This is a genomic window from Elioraea sp. Yellowstone (assembly GCF_006704265.1).
Lineage (GTDB): Bacteria > Pseudomonadota > Alphaproteobacteria > Acetobacterales > Acetobacteraceae > Elioraea.
Genome location: NZ_VIKA01000005.1, coordinates 1 through 21,901 on the forward strand (window position 1 = coordinate 1; position 21,901 = coordinate 21,901).

19 protein-coding genes are annotated in these 21,901 nt (G+C 71.8%); 12 read left to right on the forward strand and 7 right to left on the reverse strand.

Annotated features, from left to right (window positions below; translation table 11 throughout):
- A partial coding sequence (locus FK498_RS01735; protein ID WP_141851091.1) for a S8/S53 family peptidase occupies positions 1 to 1,642 on the reverse strand: 1,642 nt, incomplete at its 3' end.
- Positions 1,643 to 1,889: 247 nt separating this feature from the next.
- Here FK498_RS01735 and FK498_RS01740 point away from each other — a divergent pair.
- From FK498_RS01740 to FK498_RS01750, 3 genes are all read left to right on the forward strand, one after another.
- Positions 1,890 to 3,449, forward strand: coding sequence for an acyl CoA:acetate/3-ketoacid CoA transferase (locus tag FK498_RS01740; RefSeq protein WP_141851092.1), 1,560 nt, complete (start codon positions 1,890 to 1,892; stop codon positions 3,447 to 3,449).
- Positions 3,450 to 3,454: 5 nt separating this feature from the next.
- Positions 3,455 to 3,886, forward strand: coding sequence for a MaoC family dehydratase (locus FK498_RS01745; RefSeq protein ID WP_141851093.1), 432 nt, complete (start codon positions 3,455 to 3,457; stop codon positions 3,884 to 3,886).
- A 333-nt stretch (positions 3,887 to 4,219) separates the two neighbouring features.
- The gene (locus tag FK498_RS01750; RefSeq protein ID WP_237560802.1) at positions 4,220 to 5,317 is read left to right on the forward strand and encodes an alpha-hydroxy acid oxidase; all 1,098 of its coding nucleotides are present in this window, start codon (positions 4,220 to 4,222) and stop codon (positions 5,315 to 5,317) included.
- A gap of 57 nt (positions 5,318 to 5,374) precedes the next feature.
- On the opposite strand, the gene FK498_RS01755 is transcribed toward FK498_RS01750, so the two are convergent.
- The 4 genes from FK498_RS01755 to folK form a co-directional block, all read right to left on the reverse strand.
- Positions 5,375 to 6,109, reverse strand: coding sequence for a pyridoxine 5'-phosphate synthase (locus tag FK498_RS01755; protein ID WP_141851095.1), 735 nt, complete (start codon positions 6,107 to 6,109; stop codon positions 5,375 to 5,377).
- A gap of 28 nt (positions 6,110 to 6,137) precedes the next feature.
- Complete coding sequence (locus tag FK498_RS01760; RefSeq protein WP_237560799.1) at positions 6,138 to 8,318, reverse strand: bifunctional (p)ppGpp synthetase/guanosine-3',5'-bis(diphosphate) 3'-pyrophosphohydrolase; 2,181 nt, start codon at positions 8,316 to 8,318, stop codon at positions 6,138 to 6,140.
- 80 nt (positions 8,319 to 8,398) lie between these two features.
- Positions 8,399 to 8,785 carry a DNA-directed RNA polymerase subunit omega gene (gene rpoZ / locus FK498_RS01765; RefSeq protein ID WP_141851097.1) on the reverse strand — a complete coding sequence of 129 codons (387 nt, stop codon included), beginning with the start codon at positions 8,783 to 8,785 and terminating at the stop codon, positions 8,399 to 8,401.
- 86 nt (positions 8,786 to 8,871) lie between these two features.
- Positions 8,872 to 9,363 (reverse strand): 2-amino-4-hydroxy-6-hydroxymethyldihydropteridine diphosphokinase, encoded by a 492-nt coding sequence (gene folK / locus FK498_RS01770; protein ID WP_141851098.1) that lies wholly within the window; start codon positions 9,361 to 9,363, stop codon positions 8,872 to 8,874.
- Between the two features lie 112 nt (positions 9,364 to 9,475).
- Between folK and FK498_RS01775 the strand changes: the two genes are divergently transcribed.
- Genes FK498_RS01775 through FK498_RS01785 form a run of 3 tightly spaced genes read left to right on the forward strand, consistent with a single transcriptional unit; the run spans position 9,476 to position 12,006 of the window.
- Complete coding sequence (locus FK498_RS01775; RefSeq protein WP_141851099.1) at positions 9,476 to 10,156, forward strand: NYN domain-containing protein; 681 nt, start codon at positions 9,476 to 9,478, stop codon at positions 10,154 to 10,156.
- Positions 10,153 to 10,818: a uracil-DNA glycosylase gene (locus FK498_RS01780; protein ID WP_141851100.1), complete on the forward strand. Its 666-nt coding sequence runs from the start codon at positions 10,153 to 10,155 to the stop codon at positions 10,816 to 10,818. The genes FK498_RS01775 and FK498_RS01780 overlap by 4 nt, the downstream gene beginning before the upstream one ends.
- 15 nt (positions 10,819 to 10,833) lie before the next feature.
- Complete coding sequence (locus FK498_RS01785) at positions 10,834 to 12,006, forward strand: multidrug effflux MFS transporter (RefSeq protein ID WP_161988269.1); 1,173 nt, start codon at positions 10,834 to 10,836, stop codon at positions 12,004 to 12,006.
- Between the two features lie 7 nt (positions 12,007 to 12,013).
- Here FK498_RS01785 and FK498_RS01790 read toward each other — a convergent pair whose 3' ends face one another.
- Positions 12,014 to 12,568 carry a glutathione peroxidase gene (locus tag FK498_RS01790; RefSeq protein ID WP_237560800.1) on the reverse strand — a complete coding sequence of 185 codons (555 nt, stop codon included), beginning with the start codon at positions 12,566 to 12,568 and terminating at the stop codon, positions 12,014 to 12,016.
- 158 nt (positions 12,569 to 12,726) lie between these two features.
- Between FK498_RS01790 and FK498_RS01795 the strand changes: the two genes are divergently transcribed.
- Genes FK498_RS01795 through FK498_RS01815 form a run of 5 tightly spaced genes read left to right on the forward strand, consistent with a single transcriptional unit; the run spans position 12,727 to position 18,643 of the window.
- Positions 12,727 to 14,370 carry an acyl-CoA synthetase gene (locus FK498_RS01795; protein ID WP_141851102.1) on the forward strand — a complete coding sequence of 548 codons (1,644 nt, stop codon included), beginning with the start codon at positions 12,727 to 12,729 and terminating at the stop codon, positions 14,368 to 14,370.
- A 41-nt stretch (positions 14,371 to 14,411) separates the two neighbouring features.
- On the forward strand, positions 14,412 to 15,599 hold the full coding sequence (locus tag FK498_RS01800; protein WP_141851103.1) for an ABC transporter ATP-binding protein: 1,188 nt from the start codon (positions 14,412 to 14,414) through the stop codon (positions 15,597 to 15,599).
- Positions 15,599 to 16,492 (forward strand): carbohydrate ABC transporter permease, encoded by an 894-nt coding sequence (locus FK498_RS01805; protein WP_141851104.1) that lies wholly within the window; start codon positions 15,599 to 15,601, stop codon positions 16,490 to 16,492. Before FK498_RS01800 ends, FK498_RS01805 begins: the two co-directional genes overlap by 1 nt.
- Positions 16,489 to 17,319: a carbohydrate ABC transporter permease gene (locus FK498_RS01810; RefSeq protein WP_141851105.1), complete on the forward strand. Its 831-nt coding sequence runs from the start codon at positions 16,489 to 16,491 to the stop codon at positions 17,317 to 17,319. The genes FK498_RS01805 and FK498_RS01810 overlap by 4 nt, the downstream gene beginning before the upstream one ends.
- A 28-nt stretch (positions 17,320 to 17,347) precedes the next feature.
- The gene (locus FK498_RS01815) at positions 17,348 to 18,643 is read left to right on the forward strand and encodes an ABC transporter substrate-binding protein (RefSeq protein WP_141851106.1); all 1,296 of its coding nucleotides are present in this window, start codon (positions 17,348 to 17,350) and stop codon (positions 18,641 to 18,643) included.
- Here FK498_RS01815 and FK498_RS01820 read toward each other — a convergent pair.
- On the reverse strand, positions 18,640 to 19,998 hold the full coding sequence (locus FK498_RS01820) for an MmgE/PrpD family protein (RefSeq protein WP_161988270.1): 1,359 nt from the start codon (positions 19,996 to 19,998) through the stop codon (positions 18,640 to 18,642). The genes FK498_RS01815 and FK498_RS01820 overlap by 4 nt on opposite strands.
- 115 nt (positions 19,999 to 20,113) lie before the next feature.
- Between FK498_RS01820 and FK498_RS01825 the strand changes: the two genes are divergently transcribed.
- Positions 20,114 to 21,898 (forward strand): hydantoinase B/oxoprolinase family protein, encoded by a 1,785-nt coding sequence (locus FK498_RS01825; protein WP_141851108.1) that lies wholly within the window; start codon positions 20,114 to 20,116, stop codon positions 21,896 to 21,898.
- Positions 21,899 to 21,901 lie beyond the last annotated feature (3 nt).

Genomic DNA, 21,901 nt, shown 5'->3' on the forward strand with positions numbered 1-21,901 from the left:
CGACCCGCGCGCCGCGGCCAGCCGCCGCGCCGAGTGCAGCGCGCAGCGCCGTCGAGGCACGGGGATGATCGGCCAGCGCCTCCGTCAACCGGCGACGCGCGACGGCCGATCCCGGCGCGGCCTCCGGCCCCTCGGGCATCAGCGCCTCGATCTCGGCGCCCTGGGAGAGCTGCAGCGCCTCGAGCTCGAGCATGCGCTCGCGCGGCGTCGGCTCGGCGTTCAGGCCGAGGCCCGTGAGCACGCGCAGGATCGGGAACGACGCCTCGTCGGGGAGGACGGGTCTGAGCGCCTCGGCCGTCGCGGGCTGCTCGCGCAGCGCATCCGCCGCGCGCAGCCTGCCCCGGCCGAGGCGGTCGCGATCGCCCGGCGCGGCGCTCTCGAACAGGGCCTTGCGCACGGCCTCGACGCGCATCCAGCCCTCGGGATAGGCGCGCCAGGCCGCATGGTGATGCTGGATCCAGAGCGCCGCCGCAGCCGCCACCTGGGGCGTCGCCGCAGACGTGCCGCCGCCGTCGCCGTCGACCACCCGCGCGCAGCCGTGACGCGGCCAGGGCAGGTTCGGCGTGCAGGCGGCGATCGCCGTCGCCATCTTCGCCGGCGGCCCGTAGTTTCCCGCCATGCGCGCGAGGCCGAGATCGGCGTAGGGGCTGTGATCGGCCATCGTCCCGCAGGCGGCGGTGACGCGCCGGAAGCGCGCGGGGAAGACGATGTGCCGCCCGGGCAGGCCGCCGAAATTGTTGCCGGCGGCGGCGGCGATGAACACGCCCCGCTCGTAGAGCGCGTTCACCGCCTCGGCCCAGGCCTGCGAGGCGATGCCGCCCATGCTGATCGTCACCGCGTGGACGAAGCTGGCCTCCGCGCCGGAGAGGTCGTGCACGTGATCGAGGGCGCGCGCGATCGCGCTGGTGCGGAACAGGACGACGCGGTCGGCGACGCGCAGCGGGATCACCTCGGCGAAGGGGGCGGCGCCGATCGCGGGGCCGGCCAGGATGCCGATGGTGCCTGCGCCATGACCGAGCTGGGTGAGCAGGCCCGAGGTGGTGTCGGCGGCGCTCGTCGGGTCGTCGCCGGCGACGAAGCTGCGCTGATGCACGCGCGAGACGAAGGCCGGGCGGCTCTCATGGGCGGGATCGTAGCCCGTGTCGAGATGGGCGATGCGCATGCGCGGCGCGGCCGAGGGATCGAAGATCGAGGCGACCAGGCGGAACTGCGCATGGTCCTCGTCCTGGTACCAGTCGGGGAACGCGCCGGACTGCGCGCCGCACGGATAGCGGGAGTCCTGCGGCTCGCCCGCGTCGGGGCAGGCGGCGGCCGCGCGCAGGGCGAGCGCTGGGTCGGCCCCGAAGCGCCAGGACTGCTCGAGATCCGGCTCGGCGAACTCCACTGCAGGGGCGCCGGCGAAGTCGAACCCCTTCGCCAGCAGCGCATGGCAGAGATCCCAGGGCGAGGCTGCGGGCTCGGCGCCGGCGACGCGCAGAAGCTGCCACTGGGCCGCCGCGGCGGCGGGGCCGGTCGCCTCCCGGCGGATGCTGACGAACAGCGGCTCCGCCTCGGCCGCGAGCGCACCTGCGTGTCCGAGGCGGAATGGACCCGCCGGCAGCCGCCCGCCTCGCACGAGCACCGCCGTCCCCTGATCGGCCATCCGTGCCGCTCCCATGCCCTTCTGGGATCGTATCATCACCGTTGCGGCGCAGTCACGGCGTTTCGCGCACGCCTTCGGCCGTCCGTGTGCCGGCGGTGCGACGCGGCGGCTCCCGAGAAGGAACGGACCGTGCCGCATCGCGTTCGCATTGACCCTTCCGGTGCCACCGCTAGGCTGGCCTGCGACGAGACCGCGGCGGGCTGCGGCCGGGCAGCCCGCCGGAAGGATGCGACGGGAGGGCGCCCAGATGAGGCGGGTGACGGCCGCGGAGGCGGTGCGCGTGGTGCGTTCGGGCGACACGCTGCTGATCGGCGGATCGGGCGGCGGCCATGCGGTGCCGGAGACCCTGATGGCGGTGCTCGGACAGCGCTTCGTCGAGACCGGCGAGCCGCGCGGCATCACCGCGCTGCATCCCGTAGGCCTCGGCGATGGCGTCTCGCTCGGTGCCAACCATTTCGCGCACAAGGGGATGCTGAAGCGCGCCGTGGCCGGAACGTTCGTCAACTCGCCCAGGATCTCCGACCTCGCGATCGCCGACGAGATCGAGGCCTGGACGCTGCCGCAGGGCGTGCTGTCGCAGCTCATGCGCGAGATGGCGGCCGGTCGGCCGGGCCTGCTGACCCGAACGGGGCTGCACACCTTTGTCGATCCGCGCCACGGCGGCGGGCGGCAGAGCCCGTCGGCCAAGGAAGATCTGGTCGAACTCGTCACGTTCCGCGGCGAGGAGTATCTGTTCTACAAGCCCTTCCATGTGGACGTGGCGTTCCTGCGCGGCACCACCGCCGACGAGGCGGGCAATGTCTCGATGGAGCAGGAGGCGGTGACGCTGGAGATGCTGTCGGAAGCGCAGGCGACCAAGCGCTGTGGCGGCGTGGTGATCGTTCAGGTCAAGCGCATGGCGCGCGCCGGAACGCTGCATCCGAAGATGGTGAAGATCCCCGGCATCCTGGTCGATCTCGTCGTGGTCGAGCCCGACCAGCGCCAGACCTACGAGACCGCCTATTCGCCCGCCTATTCGGGCGAGTTGCGCACGCCGCTCGATGACATCCCCGTGCTGGCGCTCGATGCGCGCAAGATCATCGCCCGCCGCGCGGCCCTCGAGTTGTTTCCCGGTGCGATCTGCAATCTCGGCAGCGGCGTGATGACCGGGATCGCCAATGTCGCGGCCGAGGAGGGCGTGCTCGATCGCGTGTGCCTGACCAACGAGCAGGGCCATGTCGGCGGCGCGCCCGCCTCCGGCAACGAGGCGGGCGCGGCGATGAACCCCGACGCGACGCTCGACCAGCCCTACCAGTTCGACTTCTATGACGGCGGCGGGCTAGACCTCGCGTTCCTCTCGTTCGCCGAGTTCGACCGGCAGGGGAACGTGAACGTCAGCCGCTTCGGCGGACGGATCATCGGACCCGGCGGCTTCATCAACATCAGCCAGCATGCGAAGCGCGTGATCTTCGGCGGCACGCTCGCGGCCAGGGGCGGGGCGCCCAAGGCGGTGCGCGCGGTCGAGCAGATCACCTTCAGCGGCCCTTACGCGCGCGAGCGGAGCCAGCCCGTCATGATCGTCACCGAACGCGCCGTGTTCCGCCTGGTGCGCGAAGGGGTGGAGCTGGTCGAGATCGCCCCCGAGGCCGATCTCGAACGCGACGTGATCGGGGTGATGGCGTTCCGCCCGCTCGTCTCGCCGGCGCTGAGGCGCATGGATGCACGCCTGTTCGCCGCGGAGCGCATGGGGCTTGCCGCCGATCTCGCCGCGAGGCCCCCCAGGCCGCCGCCCGCACGGCTCGCCGATCCCGCCCGGCCGGCGGAGTGAGGGCGATGCGGCTCGGCCTCTCCGCCGGCGACAGCGTGTCGTTCAGCAAGACCATCACCGAGACGGATCTCGTGCTGTTCGCGGGCATCACCGGCGACTTCGATCCGATCCACATGGACGAGGCCTATGCCCGGACGACGCCGCTGGGCCGGCGGATCGCGCACGGCGCGCTGGTGCTCGGGCTCTGCAGCACGGTTGCGGCGATGATCGCGAGGCGCGCGCGCGAGGGCGGGGCGGAAGGTGTCGCGCTGTCGCTCGGCTACGACCGCGTGCGCTTCACCGCGCCGGTCTATCCGGGCGAGACCCTGACCGCGACCTACACGGTCGGCACGGTGGACGAGGCGGCCGCGCGCACGGTCAGCCCCGTCGAGGTGCGCAAGGAGGATGGCACGCTCGCGCTCGCCGCGACGCATGTGATGACGTGGGTGAGGGGCTGAGGCGGCTGTCCTCGGCGGCGGCGCGCGATGCCGGCGGCCGCCCGCGCCGCCGCTTCACCTTCCACCGATCCCACCCTTGCGCAAGGCAGCCAGCACCCGCTTGGGGCGCGTTCCGGCTCGACAGCGCGGCCCGGCGGCGGCAGGGTACCCGGCGACGGATGACGGGAGGGCCCTCCGATCAGCACGCGCACGCTCGACACCGCCGCGGCCGCGGCACCGCGCCGCGCCCCGCGCGCCGGGTTCAACTACGCCGAAGGCAAGTCGGTCCGCATTCCGCGCCGGCTGCGTTCGATCCTCTCCCTGAACGACCTCGAAGCGGCCGGGCGGCGGCACCTGCCGCGTCCGCTGTTCGGCTTCGTCGCCGGCGCGGCGGAGGAGAACGCGGCGATCGCGGACAACCGGGCGGCCTTCGCCGAATGGGGCTTCGTGCCGCGCGTGCTGCGCAACGTCGCGCGGCGGACGAGCGAGATCGAGCTGTTCGGCCAGCGCTGGTCCGCGCCGTTCGGCATCGCCCCGATGGGGCTCGCGGCGCTGATCGCCTATCGCGGCGATCTCGTGCTCGCGCGCGCGGCCGAGGAGGCCGGCATCGTCAACATCATGAGCGGCTCCTCGCTGATCCGGCTCGAGGAGGTCGCGAAGGCTGCACCCGCGAGCTGGTTCCAGGCCTATCTGCCGGGCGATCCGGAGCGCATCCTCGGGCTGATCGACCGCGCCGCGGCGGCAGGCTTCGGCACGCTGGTGGTGACGGTGGACGTACCGGTGGCGGCGAACCGGGAGAACAACATCCGTTCGGGCTTCTCGACGCCGCTCAGGCCGAGCCTGCGGCTTGCCTGGGACGGAGCGATCCGGCCGCGCTGGCTGCTCGGCACCGCGGCACGCACGCTGCTTCGGCATGGCATGCCGCATTTCGAGAATTCCTTCGCCCATCGCGGCGCGCCGATCCTGTCCCGCCGCGCCCTGCGCGACTTCTCGAGCAAAGACCATTTCGACTGGAGCCACATCGCGCTGATCCGCGAGCGCTGGCGCGGCCGACTGGTGATCAAGGGCATTCTCGATCCCCAGGACGCGCGGCTCGCGCGCGAGCATGGCGCGGACGGGATCATCGTCTCCAACCACGGCGGACGGCAGCTCGACTATGCGGTCTCGGCGCTGCGCGCCCTGCCGGCGGTGGTGCAGGCTGCGGGCGACCTGCCGGTGATGCTGGACGGCGGTGTGCGGCGCGGCACGGATGTGCTGAAGGCGATCGCCTTCGGGGCGCGCTGCGTGTTCGTCGGCCGTCCCTTCCTCTTTGCCGCGGCGATCGCCGGGCATGACGGCGTGGCGCATGCGATCGGCCTGCTGGCGACCGAGATCGACCGCGACATGGCGCTGCTCGGCATCACCTCGCTCGCCGAGATGACGACCGAGCGGCTGATGCGCGTCACAGGTTGACCGGTTCCAGCCGCCGATCGCCCTTTCGGCTGGGGTACAGGGGGCGGCGCCCCCGTGTCATTGCCGACGCGCGTTGTCCATGCGCCGTCGCATCTCCCGGATCGCCGCGGCCAGCCCGATGAAGACGGCCTCACCCACCAGGAAGTGGCCGATGTTGAGCTCGACGATCTCCGGGATCGCCGCGATCGGCCCGACCGTGTCGAACGACAGTCCGTGTCCCGCGTGCACCTCGAGCCCGATCGCCGCGCCGTGCCGCGCGGCGGCGACGATGCGCGCGAGTTCCCGCTCGCGCGCCGCGCCGACATGCTCGCAATAGGTGCCGGTGTGCAGTTCCACCACCGGCGCGCCGATCTCGCGCGCGGCGTCGAGCTGGCGCGGATCGGCCTCGATGAACAGGCTGGCACGGATCCCCGCCTCGGCCAGCGCCACCACCGCCTCGCCCACCGCGGTGCGGTTGCCGATCACGTCGAGTCCGCCCTCGGTGGTGCGCTCCTCGCGCTTCTCGGGCACGAGGCAGGCGGCGTGGGGGCGCAGCGCGCGCGCGATGCCGATCATCTCCGGCGTCGCGGCCATCTCGAAGTTGAGCGGCAGCGCGATCTCGTCCTTGAGGCGACGCATGTCCTCGTCGCGGATGTGGCGGCGGTCCTCGCGCAGATGCGCGGTGATGCCGTCCGCTCCCGCTTCCTGCGCCAGCAGCGCGGCACGCACCGGATCGGGGTGCGCGCCGCCCCGCGCGTTGCGGATGGTCGCGACATGATCGACGTTCACGCCGAGGCGTAGGCGGGCTGCCATCGGGGTCCTTTCCTGCTCCGCGGCGCGGTCAGGCGCGCGCGCGCTCCACGGCGCTGATCTGGGGACTCGCGCGCAAGGCGGCGATGATGTCGCCGAGATGGCCGAGGTCGCGCACCTCAAGGTCGATCAGCATCTCGAAGAACTCGGGGGTACGGTTGACGATCTTGAGGTTGACGATGTTGCCCTCGCGCTTGGCGATGATGGTGGTCAGCGTCGAGAGCGCGCCCGGCTGGTTCGCGGTCAGCACCGTGATCCGGCCGACATGCTTCTGCTGCGCGGTCGGGTCGAGATCCCAGGAGACGTCGAGGAAGCGCTCGGGCGTGGCGGCGAAGCTCTCGAGCGTCTGGCAGTCCGCGGTGTGGATCGTCACCCCCTTGCCGGTCGTGATGATGCCGACGATGCGATCGCCCGGCAGCGGGTGGCAGCAGCCGGCGAAGTGCACGGCCATGCCGGCGACCAGGCCGCTGATCGGCACCTGGGCGGCCGGGGCTTCCCTGGCCGGTGCCGGCGGCTTCGGCCTGCCGCGCGCCATCGGCAGCATCGAAGGGACGCGCGCGGTCGGGCGGAGCTCCGGGTAGGCGGCGAACACCACCTCGCGCGGGCCGATCGTGCCCGAGCCGACGGCGACATAGAGGTCCTCCACGCTCGCCTGCTTGAACGCCTTGAGCACGGATTCGAGCACCTTCTCGCCGCCCTCGACCCCTTCCTGGCGGAACGCCTTCACCAGCATGGAGCGGCCGAGCTCGATGTTCTGCGCGCGCTGCTGGGCATGGATGAAGCGGCGGATGCGCGCCCGCGCCTTGCCGGTGACGACGAACCGTTCCCAGGCGGGATTGGGCGTGTGGCCGCGCGCCGTGACGATCTCCACCTGGTCGCCGTTCTGCAGCTCCGTGCGCAACGGCATGATGCGTCCGTTGATCTTGGCGCCGACGCAGGTGTCGCCGACCTCCGAGTGGACGGCGTAGGCGAAATCGACAGGGGTGGCGCCGCGCGGCAGGGTGATCAGGTCGCCCTTGGGGGTGAAGCAGAACACCTGGTCCCGGAACATCTCGAGCTTGGTGTGCTCGAGGAACTCCTCCGGGCCGGAGGCCTGCTCCAGGATCTCGAGCAGCGAGCGCAGCCAGCGGTACTGGCGCGGCGCCTCCGCCGGCTTCGGCCCCGCCTCCTTGTAGGACCAGTGCGCGGCAACGCCGTATTCGGCGACCTCGTGCATCTCGCGCGTGCGGATCTGGATTTCGATCTTCTGCGCGCCGGGCAGGATCACGCCGGTGTGCAGGCTGCGGTAGCCGTTCGGCTTGGGCGTGGAGATGTAGTCCTTGAACCGTCCCGGCACGACGCGGAAGGCCGAATGCACCACGCCGAGCGCCCGGTAGCAGTCGTCGACCGTCTCGACGACCACACGGAAGGCCATGATGTCGGAGAGCTGCTCGAAGGCGACGTTGCGCCGGTGCATCTTCAGCCAGATCGAGTACGGACTCTTCTCGCGCCCGGTGACCTCGGCCCTGATGCCGTGCTCTTCCATCATCCGGCGCAAGTCCTCGGTGACGCGGTCGATCACGTCCGCGCCCTCGCCGCGCAGGAACGCCACGCGGGCGAGGATCGAGGCATAGGCGTCGGGCTGCAGCTCGCGGAAGGCCAGGTTCTCGAGCTCGGTCTTCACCTGGTCCATGCCGATCCGCTCGGCGAGCGGGGCGTAGATCTCGAGCGTCTCGGCGGCGATCCGGCGCCGGCGCTTCTCGTCGCGCACGAAGCGCAGCGTGCGCATGTTGTGCAGCCGATCGGCGAGCTTGACCAGCAGGACACGGATGTCCTCGCTCATCGCGAGCACGAGCTTGCGGAAGTTCTCGGCCTGCTTGGAGCGGTCGGACTGGAGCTCGAGCCGGGTGAGCTTGGTCACGCCGTCGACCAGCCGGGCGACGTCGCGACCGAACGCCTTCTCGACATCGGCGAGCGTGACGGGCGTGTCCTCGACCACGTCGTGCAGCAGCGCCGTGACGATCGAGTTCGAATCGACCCGGAATCCGGTCAGGATGTTCGCCACCTCGACCGGGTGGGTGAAGTAAGGCTCGCCATTGTCGCGTGTCTGGCCGACATGGGCCTTGGCGGCGAAGGCGTAGGCGCGGCTGATGGTGTCGGCGTCAGCCCTGGGGTCGTAGGCGCGCACGCGCTCGACCAGTTCGCGGTCGAGAAGCGCCGTGCCGTCGGGCACCGCGGCGTCACCATCGCGGCGCAGGCAGGCGCCCGAACGGCAGCCTTGCCTGCGCCGGTCTCATCGCGGATGCCCCCGTGTCAGCCGCCGCCCAGTTCGCGGGCGATCGCGGCCTCGATGTCGTCCTCGGGGGCCGGCCCCTCCTCGGCGGCCTGCTCCTCGGGGCTGATATCCATGCCGGCGAAGATGTTGCTCTCGGTCGGCAGCAGGTCCATGACCTCCTCCGAGGCAGGCTCGGGCTCCGGCAGGCGCTGCAGGCTCTTGATGAGGTCGCTCTTCACCGCCTCGAGATCGATCGTGCCTTCGGCGATCTCGCGCAGCGCGACCACGGGGTTCTTGTCGTTGTCGCGCTCGACCGTCGGCGCCTCGCCCCGACTGATGTTGCGCGCGCGCTGGGCGGCGAGCATGACGAGCTCGAAGCGGTTCGGGACCTTGAGAACGCAGTCTTCAACGGTGACGCGCGCCATGCGCTCGACCCTCCGGCACTGACGTCTGGGGCTGAACTCTCTCTAATAGTGATCCCGCGGTCGGAAGGCAAGCAATCCTGACCTGTTCAGGGCAAGGGGTGGCAGTCCTCGTTCGCGGGCAGGGCCGCGATCAGCGTCGCGATCGCCACACCCGTGACGGGGTGGCGCCAGCCCGGCGCCACCTCGGCCAACGGGCGCAGCACGAAACCGCGGTCAGCGAGGCGGGGATGCGGCAGCACCGGCGCACCGCCCTGAACCAGCCCGTCCAGGTCGAGCAGATCGAGATCGAGCGTGCGGGCGGCATCGCGCCCGCCCCGTACCCGCCCTGCCTCGGCCTCGAGCGCATGCAGGGCCGCGAGCAGGGCTCTGGGCGTCGCCACGCCTGCATAGGCGGCGACGGCGTTGAGGTAGCGCGGCTGGTCCGAAGGCGGCACCGGGGCGGAGTCCCAGAACCGCGAGACCGCCTGCAGCCGCAGCCCGGGCAGCGCGTTCAGGCGCCCGATGGCCCAGGCGAGCGTGGCCCGCGGCGGCGCGCCACCGGGCCCGGGCAGATTGGCGCCCAGGGCGACAAAAATCATCTGACATTCTTTCGGAACATGCACGATACCCTATTCCCGTCAGCTTCGGTCGTGTTTAGCCTGCGCCGGCGCCGGAATCGCCCAGTGGCACAGGGTTCAGGAGCCAAAGAACATGTTCGAGAAATCTGAGCGCATCGCAGTCTTCATCGACGGGTCGAACCTCTATGCGGCGTCTCGGACGCTGGGATTCGATGTCGATTACAAGTCGCTGCATGCGTTCTTCCGAAGCAGAGCCTATGTCGTCCGAATGTTCTACTACACCGCAGTGCTGGAGACGGAAGAGTACACGCCGCTCAAGCCGCTGGTCGACTGGCTCGGCTACAACGGCTACACGGTCGTCACCAAGCCCGCCAAGGAGTTCACGGACTCGACCGGCCGCCGCCGCGTCAAGGGCAACATGGACATCGAACTCGCCATCGACATGCTGGAGATGGCGCCGCACGTGAACCATGTCGTGCTGTTCTCGGGCGATGGCGACTTCCGCCGTCTGGTCGAGGCGGTGCAGCGCAAGGGCGTGCGCGTGACGGTGGTCAGCACGATCCGCACCCAGCCGGTGCTGATCGCCGACGATCTGCGCCGCCAGGCCGACCAGTTCGTCGATCTCGCCGACATCATGGGCGAGTTCACCCGCCGCATCGTGCCGCCGCGCGAGCCCGGGGCGCCCCGCGAGCCGCGCGAGGGCGAGCGGGTGGGCGTGACGGGGCGGCCCTTCACGGTCGAAACCGTGGGCAGCCCGCGTGCGACGCCGTCCGAGCCCTGGCGCGGCGTGCCGGAGACCGGCAACGCCGAGTGAGCCGCCGGCCTGCGGCGCCGCCGCGGGACTGCGCGCTCTGCCCGCGGCTCGCCGGGTTCCGCGCCGAGAACCGTGCGCGCTTCCCGGACTGGCACAACGCGCCCGTCGCCTCCTTCGGTCCGCTCGACGCGCCCCTGCTGATCGTCGGCCTCGCGCCCGGGCTGCGCGGCGCGAACCGCACCGGCCGTCCCTTCACCGGCGACTGGGCGGGCGAACTGCTCTACGCCACGCTGCTCCGCTTCGGTCTCGCCGAGGGCGTCTATGGGGCACGGCCGCAGGACGGGCTGCGCCTGACGCGCGCGCGCATCTGCAACGCGGTGCGCTGCGTGCCGCCCGGCAACCGCCCGACCCCGGCCGAGATCGCCGCCTGCAACCCCTTCCTCGCCGCCGAGATCGCCGCCATGCCAAGGCTCCGCGCCGTGCTGGCGCTCGGTGCGATCGCCCACGGTGCGGTGCTGCGCGCGCTCGGCCGGCGCGCCTCCTCGGCGCGTTTCGCCCACGGGGCGCTGCACGCGCTCGACGGGCTGACGCTCGCCGACAGCTACCATTGCAGCCGCTACAACACGAACACGGGCCGGCTGACCGAGGCGATGTTCCATGACGTGTTCGCGCAGCTCCTGCCGCGGCTCGCCCCCGCGTCCGGCGCCAGGACCCCCGGCTAGCGGATCGGGCGGGCCTTGCCGCGCGCCACGCCGCCGGTCTGGCTGCTCGCAGCGCTCGTCGCGCTGGGCCCGCTCTCGACCGATCTCTACCTGCCGGCGCTGCCGGCGATCGCGGCCGCCTTCGCGACCGATGCAGCGGGCGTGCAGTGGACGCTGTCGGGCTATCTGCTCGGCTTCGCCCCGGCCCAGCTCGTCTACGGCCCGCTCGCCGACCGTTTCGGCCGCCGCCCGGCGGCGATCGTCGGACTCGCGGCCTATCTGGTCGCGACCCTCGCCTGTGCCGCGGCACCGAGCCTCGGCCTGCTGACCGCGGCGCGCGTCGCCCAGGCGCTCGGCGCCTGCGGCGGGCCGGTGATCGCCCGCGCGGTGGTCCGCGACACGACCGATCCGCCGCGCGCAGCCGCCGTCTTCGCGACCATCGCCGGGCTGATGGCGCTCGCCCCGGCAGCCGGGCCGATCCTCGGCGGTGTCGTCGTCGGCCTGGGCGGCTGGCGCGCCGCCTTCTGGCTGCTCGCGGTGCTCGCCGGCGCGATCACCCTCGCGACGATCCGGCTCCTGCCCGAGACGGCGCCGGGCCTGGACCGCGCAGCGCTCGACCCGGCGCGGCTGGCCGGCGCCTACCGCCTGATCCTGCGCGACCGGCGCTTCCTTGGCTTCGCCGGCGTGACCGCGGCGACCTACACCGGCCTGTTCTGCTTCATCTCCGGCTCGTCGCACGTGGCGCAGACGGGGCTCGGCCTCGGCCCCGAGGCCTACGGGGTGATGTTCGCCGCCGCCGTCGCCGGCTACGTCCTGGGCAGCGCGATCGCCCGCCGCCTGAGCCCGCGCCTCGGAGTCGTCCGCATGGTGCGGATCGGCGTCGCGCTCTGCCTGGCGTTCGGCTGGTCGGGCCCGGCGGGACTCGCCCTCTTCGGCTCGGGCGTCATTACGGTCACTGCGCCGATGGCGCTCTACATGATCGGTTTCGCGCTTGCCCAGACCAACGCCCAGGCTGGCGCCGTCGCCCCCTTCCCGCACATGGCCGGCCGCGCCTCGGCGCTGCTCGGCTTCCTGCAATGGGGACTGGCTGCGTTCGGCGGCCTCGCCCTGGCCCTGGTGCTCGACAGCGCCGGCTGGGCCATGGCGTTCGGCATCGCGCTCTCGGCGAGTGCCGCCGCGGTCGCGCTTGCCCTGCTGCCGCGGCGCTGACCCCGGGTCAGGCCGAGGGGGGCGGGGCAGCGAGCGCCGCCTCGATCGCGGCGATCAGGTCCGGGCTGTCGGGTGCCGTGCGGGCCCCCCAGGCGCCGACGATCCGGCCGGCGCGATCGACCAGGTACTTGTGGAAGTTCCAGCGCGGCGGCCCTGCCACGGCCGCGGCCCAGCGGTAGAACGGATGCGCCTCGCGCCCCGTGACCCGACTGATCTCGGCGAGGGGGAACGAGACGCCGAACTCGACCTCGCAGAACCGCTTCACCGCGGCGTTATCCGTCTGTTCCTGGCGGAAATCATTCGAGGGCACGCCGACCACCACCAGCCCGCGCGGCTCGTAGCGCTCCCACAGCGCCTGCAGCGCTGCGTACTGGGGAGTGAAGCCGCAGAACGAGGCGGTGTTCACGACCAGCAGGGGGCGGCCGCGCCAGCGCGCCAGCGGCATGGCCTCGCCCTCGATCGAGGTGAAGGTGAAGTCCCAGGCGGTGTTCGCCTCGGCCAGCGCGCGGTCGGGGCGGAACGGCGCGAGGGCGAGCCCGAGCGCACCAAGCGCGCCAATCACTCTGCGGATCCGGTCAACCATGCGCCTCCTCCTGCCGAAGCGACCCTCCGGCCCCCTTCCCGGCGGGTGTGCCTGCCGGCACCCTCGTCACGCGGTCGCCGCTCGCTTAGTTTTGTCCTTTGTCCGTCGATGCAAGGGCAGGGAAAGGACAGAGGCGCGTGCTGCCCGAAGCCCCCCGCGACCATCAGGACCTGACCGCCCGCTTCGCCTGGGCGATCCCCCCGCGCTTCAACATCGCCGCAGCCTGCTGCGACGCCTGGGCCGACGGCTCGGGGCGCATCGCGCTGATGCATCTCGGCGCCGACGGCCGCCTCGACGTCTGGAGCTTCGACCGCCTGCGCGAGGCCTCGTGCCGGCTCGCCAACGTGCTCGCGAGCCGCGGCGTCGCGCGCGGCGACCGGGTCGGGATCCTGCTGCCGCAGCGCCCGGAGACGGCGGTCGCCCATCTCGCCGCCTACCGGCTCGGCGCGATCGCGGTGCCGCTGTTCGTGCTGTTCGGGCCGGAGGCGCTGGAATACCGGCTCGCCGATTCCGGTGCCGCAGCGGTGGTGACGGATGCGGAGGGGGTGGCGAAGCTCGCCGGCCTGCGCGCGCGGCTGCCGGCGCTCGCGACCGTGCTGTCGGTCGAGGGCGCCGGCGAGGCGGCGGAGGATGCGGTGCGGCTGATGGAGCGCGCGGCCGCCGAACGCACGCCCGCCGACACGTCCGCCGACGATCCCGCGCTGATCATCTACACCTCCGGCACGACCGGCCCGCCCAAGGGGGCGCTGCATGCGCATCGCGTGCTGCTGGGCCATCTGCCGGGCGTCGAGCTGCCGCACGAGCTCTTCCCCCGCCCGGGCGACCTCTTCTGGACCCCGGCCGACTGGGCCTGGATCGGGGGCCTGCTCGACGTGCTGCTGCCGAGCCTGTTCCATGGCGTGCCCGTGATCGCGCACCGGATGGCGAAGTTCGACCCCGAGGCAGCCTTCGCGCTGATGGCGCGCCACGCCGTGCGCAACGTCTTCATGCCCGCGACCGCGCTCAGGATGCTGCGCGCGGCCACGCCGCCGCCGGGGTTGGCGCTGCGTTCGGTCGCCAGCGGGGGCGAGACGCTCGGGGAGGAGCTGCTCGAGTGGGGCCGCGCCGCCTTCGGCCTCACCATCAACGAGTTCTACGGCCAGACCGAGTGCAACCTGGTCGTCTCGAACTGCGCAGGTCTCTACCCCGTGCGCCCGGGCTCGATGGGCCGCCCCGTGCCCGGCCACGAGGTCGCGGTGATCGGCCCGGACGGCACGCCCCTGCCCCCGGGCGCGCTCGGCGACATCGCCATCCGCCGGCCTGATCCGGTGATGTTCCTCGGCTACTGGAACGATCCGGAGGCGACCGCGCGCAAGTTCCGCGGCGACTGGCTGGTCACCGGCGACCAGGGCACGATGGATGCGGACGGGTATCTGCGCTTCGTGGGCCGCGACGACGACGTGATCACCTCCGCCGGCTACCGCATCGGCCCCGGCGAGATCGAGGACTGCCTGAACCGCCACCCGGCCGTGCTGATGTCGGCTGCGGTGGGCAAGCCGGATGCGCTCCGCACCGAGATCGTCAAGGCCTTCGTGGTGCTGCGCGCGGGCGTCGCCCCCTCCGAGGCGCTGGCGCGCGAGATCCAGGACTTCGTGCGCGCCCGGCTCGCCGCGCACGAGTACCCGCGCGAGATCGCGTTCGTCGACGCGCTGCCGCTCACCACCACGGGCAAGATCATCCGCCGCGCGCTGCGCGAGGCCGAGCGCGCTGTCACCGAACAATCACGGACCGGTCGGGTGTAGCATCGCTATACCGCCGCGGCTCGAAGGGGAGACGGAGGGGCTTGCGCAAGTCGGAGGAAGGGGCGGACGGTGTGGCGCTGGCCGGCATCGTCAAGTCGTTCGGTGCGACCCGCGTGCTGGACGGCATCGACCTCGCGATCGAGGGCGGCGAGTTCCTCACCCTGGTCGGTCCCTCGGGCTGCGGCAAGTCGACGCTCCTGCGGATCATCGCCGGTCTGGAGACGGCGGATGGCGGCACGGTCGCGATCGGCGGCCGGCGGGTCGATCATCTGCGCCCGGACGAGCGCGACGTGGCGATGGTGTTCCAGTCCTACGCCCTCTACCCGCACATGACGGTGGCGGGGAACATCGCGACCCCCCTCGAGCTGCGCCGGCTGACGCTTGCGGAGCGTCTGCCGCTCGTGCGCCACCTCTCGCCGCGGCGGCCGAGGGTCATGCGCGGCATCATGGCGGAGGTGCGTGCGGTCGCCGAAACCCTGCAGATCGGCCATCTGCTCGACCGAAGGCCGGCGCAGCTCTCCGGCGGCCAGCGCCAGCGCGTCGCCCTCGGCCGGGCGATGGTGCGCCGCCCGCGCGTGTTCCTCATGGACGAGCCGCTCTCGAACCTTGACGCGGCGCTGCGCGTGCACATGCGCAGCGAACTCGCCGAGCTGCACGCACGGCTCGGAATCACCTTCGTCTACGTCACCCATGACCAGGTCGAGGCGATGACGATGTCGAGCCGGGTCGCGCTGATGGACCGGGGCCGCATCCTCCAGCTCGGCACGCCGTCCGACCTCTACGACCATCCAGCCACCCTCGCGGTCGCGCGTTTCATCGGCTCGCCGCCGATCAACCTGATCGAGGGTGAGAGCGACGGTGCGGGCGGCGTGCGGATCGATGGCGCGCGGCTGCCGATCGCGCAGGGTGTGGCGGGGGGAACGCGCGTCACCGTCGGCATCCGCCCGGAGGCGCTGCATCCTGCACCGCCGCGCCACGACGGACCGGTGCTGCGCGCGCGGCTGAAGCGGGCCGAGAACCTGGGTGCGGAGTGGCTGCTGCACGCGATCCTCCCTGACAGCGCCGGCACCGCGGTGGTTGCGCGCATCACCGCCGCCGAGCACGAGGCCGCGCAGCGTGCCGGGCTGATCGGGGAGGAGCTCGCGCTCGCCGTCAGCGCGTCCGGGATGCATCTGTTCGGCGCCGACGGCGCACGCATCGCCGTCCGCCGCCTCGCCGGAGCGGCGTGATGCGCCCGCGCTCGCCGCAGGCGCGAAGCGAGGCACGCTGGGGCGCGATCTTCGCGGCCCCGGCACTGCTGCTGATCCTCACGATCCTGCTCGCCCCCCTCGCGGTGCTGGTGGCGCTGTCCGTCACCGACTACCGGCTGGGCGCGATCACGGTGCGCCTGGTCGGGCTGGACAACTACGCAGCGCTGCTCGGCGACCCGGTTTTCCAGCGCAGCCTCCGCAACACCTTCCTCTACGTCGCCTTCGTGCTGCCGGCAGCCGTGTTCGGGGGCCTGGGCGTGGCGCTGCTGGTGCACGCGCGGATCCGGACGCGCACGGTCTACGAGGTCATCTACTTCCTTCCTGTCACCTCGACGCTGGTGGCGATGGCGACCGTCTGGCAGTTCATGCTGCACCCGACCCTCGGCCCGGTGACCCCCCTCTGGATGAATCTGGGATTCGGGCGGATCGACCTCCTGAACGATCCCGATCTCGCCCTCGGCACGCTGGCGCTGATCGGCCTCTGGCAGCTGATCGGCTTCAACATGGTGCTGTTCCTCGCCGGCCTCTCGGCGATCCCGCGCGAGCTCTACGAGGCGGCCGCGCTGGACGGCGCACGCCACGCGCCCGATCGCTTCCTGCGCGTCACCTGGCCGATGCTCGGCCCGACGACGATGTTCGTCACCGTGACCTCGACCGTGACCGCCTTCAAGGTGTTCGACACGGTGGTGGTGCTGACGCGCGGCGGCCCGCTGGGAGCGACCGAGACCCTGCTCTACATCCTCTATCTCGAGGGGTTCCAGTATTTCCGCATGGGCTATGCGGCGGCGATGACGGTGGTGCTGCTGGTGTTCCTCGCCGGGCTTTCGATCCTCCAGGCGCGGGTGATCGAGCGGAAGGTGCACTACGCATGAGCCCATCGCGCCTGATCGGACGGATCGCCGCGCACACCGTGCTCGCCGCCGGCGCGGTGGTCATGGCGGCGCCCTTCGTCTGGATGCTGCTCACCTCGATCCGCCCGCCCGAGGAGGTGTTCGGCGCGGTGTTCGATCCGATCCCCTCGCGCTTCGCCGGCTTCGAGAACTACGGCCAGGCTCTGACGGCGAGCAACCTGCCGCGCGCGATGCTGAACGGCGTGATCGTCTGCGGCGGCATCCTCGCGGTCCAGCTCATGACCGCGATCCCGGCCGCCTACGCGCTGGCGCGGCTCTCCTTCCGCGGCCGCGAGCTCCTGTTCGCGCTCGTGCTGTTCGGGCTGACGATCCCGATCCAGGTGCCGGCGCTGCCCCTCTACATCGCGTTCGCGAACCTGCGGCTGCTCGACACCTATTTCGCGCTGATGGCGCCGTTCTTCCTCACCGTGTTCGGCCTGTTCCTGTTCCGCCAGTTCTTCCGCACCTATCCGGAGGAAATCCTCCAGGCCGCGCGGCTCGACGGCATGGGGGAGTTCGAGATCGTCTGGCGCATCGCCGCACCCGCCGCTCTGCCGGCGATCGCGGCCTTCTCGGTCTTCTCGGTGGTCGCGCACTGGAACGACCTCTACTGGCCGCTGATCGTCATCACCTCGTCGGAGCGCGCGACCCCGGCGCTCGGCATCCTCGCCTTCCGCGACGCCGAGACGGGCGGCAACTACGGCGCGCTGATGGCGGCCGCATCGCTGATCACCGGGCCGATGATCGCAGGCTTCCTCGCAGCCCGCCGCGCCTTCGTGCGCGGCATCACCATGACCGGGGTCCGTTGACCGACCAGCCCAGAAGGGAGCGACACCGATGCTGACACGCAAGCAACTGTTGACGGGGACCGGGGCCGCCGCGCTCGCTGCCGCCATGCCGACAAGGCGCGCGGCGGCGCAGGCCCAGGTGACGCTGGACGTCGTGCATGCCTATCCCTCCTTCGCGCGGTTCTTCGCGCCGATCGCCGAGGAGTTCACCAAGGTGAACCCGAATATCCGCATCGCCTTCCGCCAGATCATCCCGAACTACGACGAACTCCATCAGTCGCTGCTGCGCGGCGCGCTGACCAACCAGCTCCCGGACGTGACCTTCTCCGGGTTCAACCGTCTGCCCGAGCTTGCGCGCACCCTCGCCGCGCGCAACCAGATCGTCGATCTCGGCCCGCTGATCGCGGCCGAGGGCGCGAACTGGGCGGCGGAGAACTTCAGCCCGCGCATGCTGGCGCTGGGCAAGGTCGACGACCGGCAGTTCGGCATGCCGTTCAACGCCTCCTCGCCGATCGCCTACTACAACCCCGAACTCGTCGCGCGCGCGGGCGGCAATCCGGACGCGTTCCCGGACTCGTGGGACGGGGTGATCGCGCTCGGCGCGCGCATCAAGCAGGCGGCACCGAACGCGATGGGCGTCTCCTACTACATCAACAGCTTCGATTCCGACTGGCTCTGGCAGGCGCTGGTGCAGCAGGGCGGCGGGCGGATGCTCTCGCCCGACGGCAAGACGGTCGCCTTCGGCGACGCAGCCGGGCTTGCGGCGGTGCGGCTCGCGCGGCGCTTCGTCACCGAGTGCGGCATGGAGCTGATCGGCGCGGATCAGAACCGCCAGCAATTCGCGACGGGAGGCATCGGCATCATCTTCGACAGCCCCGCCCGGCTCTCGGTGATCACCGGGCTGGTGGGCGGGCGGTTCCCGCTGCGCACGGCCCCCTTCCCGATCACCGACAAGCAGAAGGGAGGCGTGCCCACTGGCGGCAACGCGGCGGTGATCCTGGCACGCGACGAGGCGAAGCGGCGCGCGGCCTGGGAGTACGTGAAGTTCTCCGCGGGTCCGCTGGCGCAGAAGATCGCGGTCGAGATGACCGGCTATCTGCCGACCAACCGGCGTGCGCTCGGTCCCGAGTATCTCGGAGCGTTCTACGAGAAGAACCCGAATGCGCGCTCGGCTGCGCTGCAGGCCGACCGGTCGCTGCCGTGGGAGGACTACGGTGCGAACGGCCCGCGCATCCATCGCGCACAGCAGGAGATCTTGACCTCGATCATGCGCGGCGACCTCACGCCCGAGGCGGGGCTCGCGCGTCTGGTGGAGCAGACGACGGCGCTGATGCGCGCAGCCTAGCCTCGGCCCGACACGGCGCGCGCAAGCGCGCCGATGTCGGGCGCGGCATCGAGGGTCTCGACCGCGCCGACCAGCGCGGCAAGGTCGAGGCACGGCGGGCGTGCGGCCGCAAGGCACGCCGACGCCTTGGCGAACTGCGCCTCGCGCGAGAGCGGGTTCGCGGGGCTGCCGAGCGTGTGCTCGACCGTGACGCGCGCAGTCGTGCCGTGCGCCACCTCCACCGTCTGCGGCACGACCGCGTTCGGATCGGGGTTGCCATCCTCGATCAGCCGCACGCGGGCCGCCAGCGCGAGCGTCTCAGGGTCGGCCAGCCGCGCGGGCGTGAAGTCGGCGAGGCCGACCGTGCCGAAGCGCAGCGTGGTCGCGGCGACGAAGGGCAGGCAGAGCCGTGCATAGCTCGGCGTCAGGTCGTCACGGAGCGGGCGGCCGACCAGACGCATCGCCAGCGGCGGCAGATGCAGGCGGATCTCGCGCACGGAAGCCGGATCGATGGTCTCGCGCGCGCGCAGTCGTTGCAGCCCGTCGATCACCGGATGCGTCAGCCGCCCCGAGGGGAAGGGCTTGTGCGACAGCGCCTGCACCTGCCAGGTGCTCCCGAGGGTGGCGAGCGCGGGCGCGAGATCGTGCTCCGGCTCCGTCATCGCCAGGAAGCCGGAGCGGCCGGTGAGCCACGCCTCCGGTCCGTGCACGCCCGCCGCGGCGAGGTCTGCCGCACGCAGCCCCGCGGCAGCGGCGAAGCCCATCTGCACCGCAAGCGCGATCGACCCCTCGTGGTGCGCCTGCATCGTTCCGGGAATCTGCCCCAGCAGCAGGCCGGCACCGGCCGAGCCGGTCGCCAGGTCGAAGCCGCGCAGCCGCGCCACCGCACCATAGGCGCCGAACATCCCCGCCGTCGCCGGACGGAAGAACCGCATCGTGCCGCGCGACGCCGCACCGACCGTGCAGGCGAGCTCGAGCCCGAACACCACGGCCGAGACGAACCGGAACCCGCCGACCGTCCCCTGCCGTTCCGCCTCGGCGAAAGCGGCGGCGAGCGTGGGCGTCATCGCGTGCACCACCGCCGCCTCGTGGATCGCGTCGAACTCCAGCGCGTGGGCCTGGAACGCGTTGACGAAGGCTGCCTGCGCCGTGGGTAGGCGCGTACCCTGCCCCCAGACCGTCGCCTCCGACCCCGTGCCCCAGCGCGAGGCTGCGGCGACGATCGCCGGCTGCTTCTCATGTCCCGTGCCGGCGACCCCGACCGCAAGCGTATCCAGCACGAACACGCGCGCGGCCGCGCGGGCCGCCGGCGGGATCGCATCGTCCGGCGTCTCCAGCACGTGACGCAGCAGCGCGCGCTCGGCATCCGGCGTCATGCGGCGATGCTGGCTATGCGCAGCGCGGCGGTCAATCGGCGCGCCGGGTTGCAGACCGCGCCACGCCGTCGGACACTCGCCCTCGTACCCACGACCGCGCAGGCCCGCCCGCTCCATGACCGCCACGCACGACCCGATCGAGTTCGAGCTCTTCCGCAACGCGATCTTCTCGATCGCAGACGAGATGGCACTGACCGTGTTCCGCACCACCTATTCGGGCGTGCTGAAGGACAACATGGACTACTCGACCGCCCTCGCCGATGCGGACGGACGGCTGGTCGCGCAGGGACTGACGCTGCCCGGACATCTCGGCTCGATCCCGACGGCACTTGCGAGCGTCATGCGCCACTTCGGCGATTCGATGAACGAGGGCGACATCTACTGCCTGAACGACCCCTTCGACGGCGGCATGCACCTGCCCGACATCTTCGTCTTCAAGCCGCTCTACCACCAGGGCAGGCGGATGGCCTTCGCCGCGACGGTCTGCCACCACACGGACGTGGGCGGGCGCGTGGCGGGCTCGAACGCCTCGGACTCCACCGAGATCTACGCCGAGGGGCTGCGCATCCCGCCGCTCAAGCTCTACGACCGTGGTGTGCGCAACGAGACGCTGATGGCCATCATCGAGCGCAACGTGCGGCTTCCCGTGCGGCTGTTCGGCGACCTGCGCGCGCAGCTCGCCGCCTGCCACATCGCCGAGACGCAGCTCGCCGAGCTGATCGCGCGCTACGGCGTGGAGAAGGTCGGCTTGTACATGGAGGAGGTGATCGACTACGCCGAGCGCCTGACGCGCGCGGCGCTGGCCGAGCTGCCCGACGGGGAGTGGTCCTTCGAGGACTGGATCGACGACGACGGCGTGGATGTCGGCAAGCCGATCCGCCTGTTCGTGACGCTGAGGAAGCGGGGCGGCCACATGGTGGTGGACTGGACCGGCACGAGCCCGCAGGTGAAGGGCGCCATCAACAACACGCTCTCCTTCACCAAGGCCGCCTCCTATACCGCCGTGCGGTCGGTGCTGCCCGCCGGCATCCCGAACAACGAGGGCGTGTTCCGCGCGATCGAGGTGATCTGCCCGCCCGGCACGGTCGGCAACGCCGTGCTGCCGGCGGCCTGCGCCGCGCGCGGGCTGACGGGGTTCCGCATGACGGACTGCGTCTTCGGCGCGCTCGCGATGATGCTGCCCGACCGCGTCTTCGCCGCCGGCGACGGCGGCAATACCGGCATCTCGATCGGTGGCTGGACGGCCGACCGCAGGCCGTTCATCTATGTCGACTTCACCTGCGGCGCCTGGGGTGCCCGGCCCTGGGCCGATGGGCTCGACGGCAACAGCCACATATTCGCCAACATGGCCTCCCACTCGGTCGAGGTGACGGAGGTCGAGCAGCCGATCCAGATCCTCGCCTACGAGTTCGTGCCGGACAGGGCCGGGGCGGGGAAGTTCCGCGGCGGCGTGCCGTTCCGCCGCGACTACCGTTTCCTGGAGGAGGAGGGGACGCTGCAGGTCCGCTCCGACCGGCGCACCCATCGTCCCTTCGGCCTCTACGGCGGCAGCCCCGGCGCGCCGTCCGAGAACGTGTTGAACCCCGACACCGAGAACCGTCCCCTGCCCTCGAAGTTCACCATGACGATCCGTCACGGCGAGGTGTTCCGCCACGTGCTCGCCGGCGGCGGCGGCTGGGGCGATCCGCTCGAGCGCGATCCGGCGCGGGTGCTGCGCGACGTCCGCAACGAACTGCTCTCGGTCGCGAAGGCTGCCGCCGAGTACGGCGTCGTGATCGACGCTGGCGCCGTGGACCCGGCGGCGACGGAACGCCTGCGTGCCGAGCTCCGCGCGCGGCGCGGCTGGCGCGAGGTGCCGACGGTGCAGCGCACCGATCCGCTGCCGCAGGCCGCGGAGTAGCGC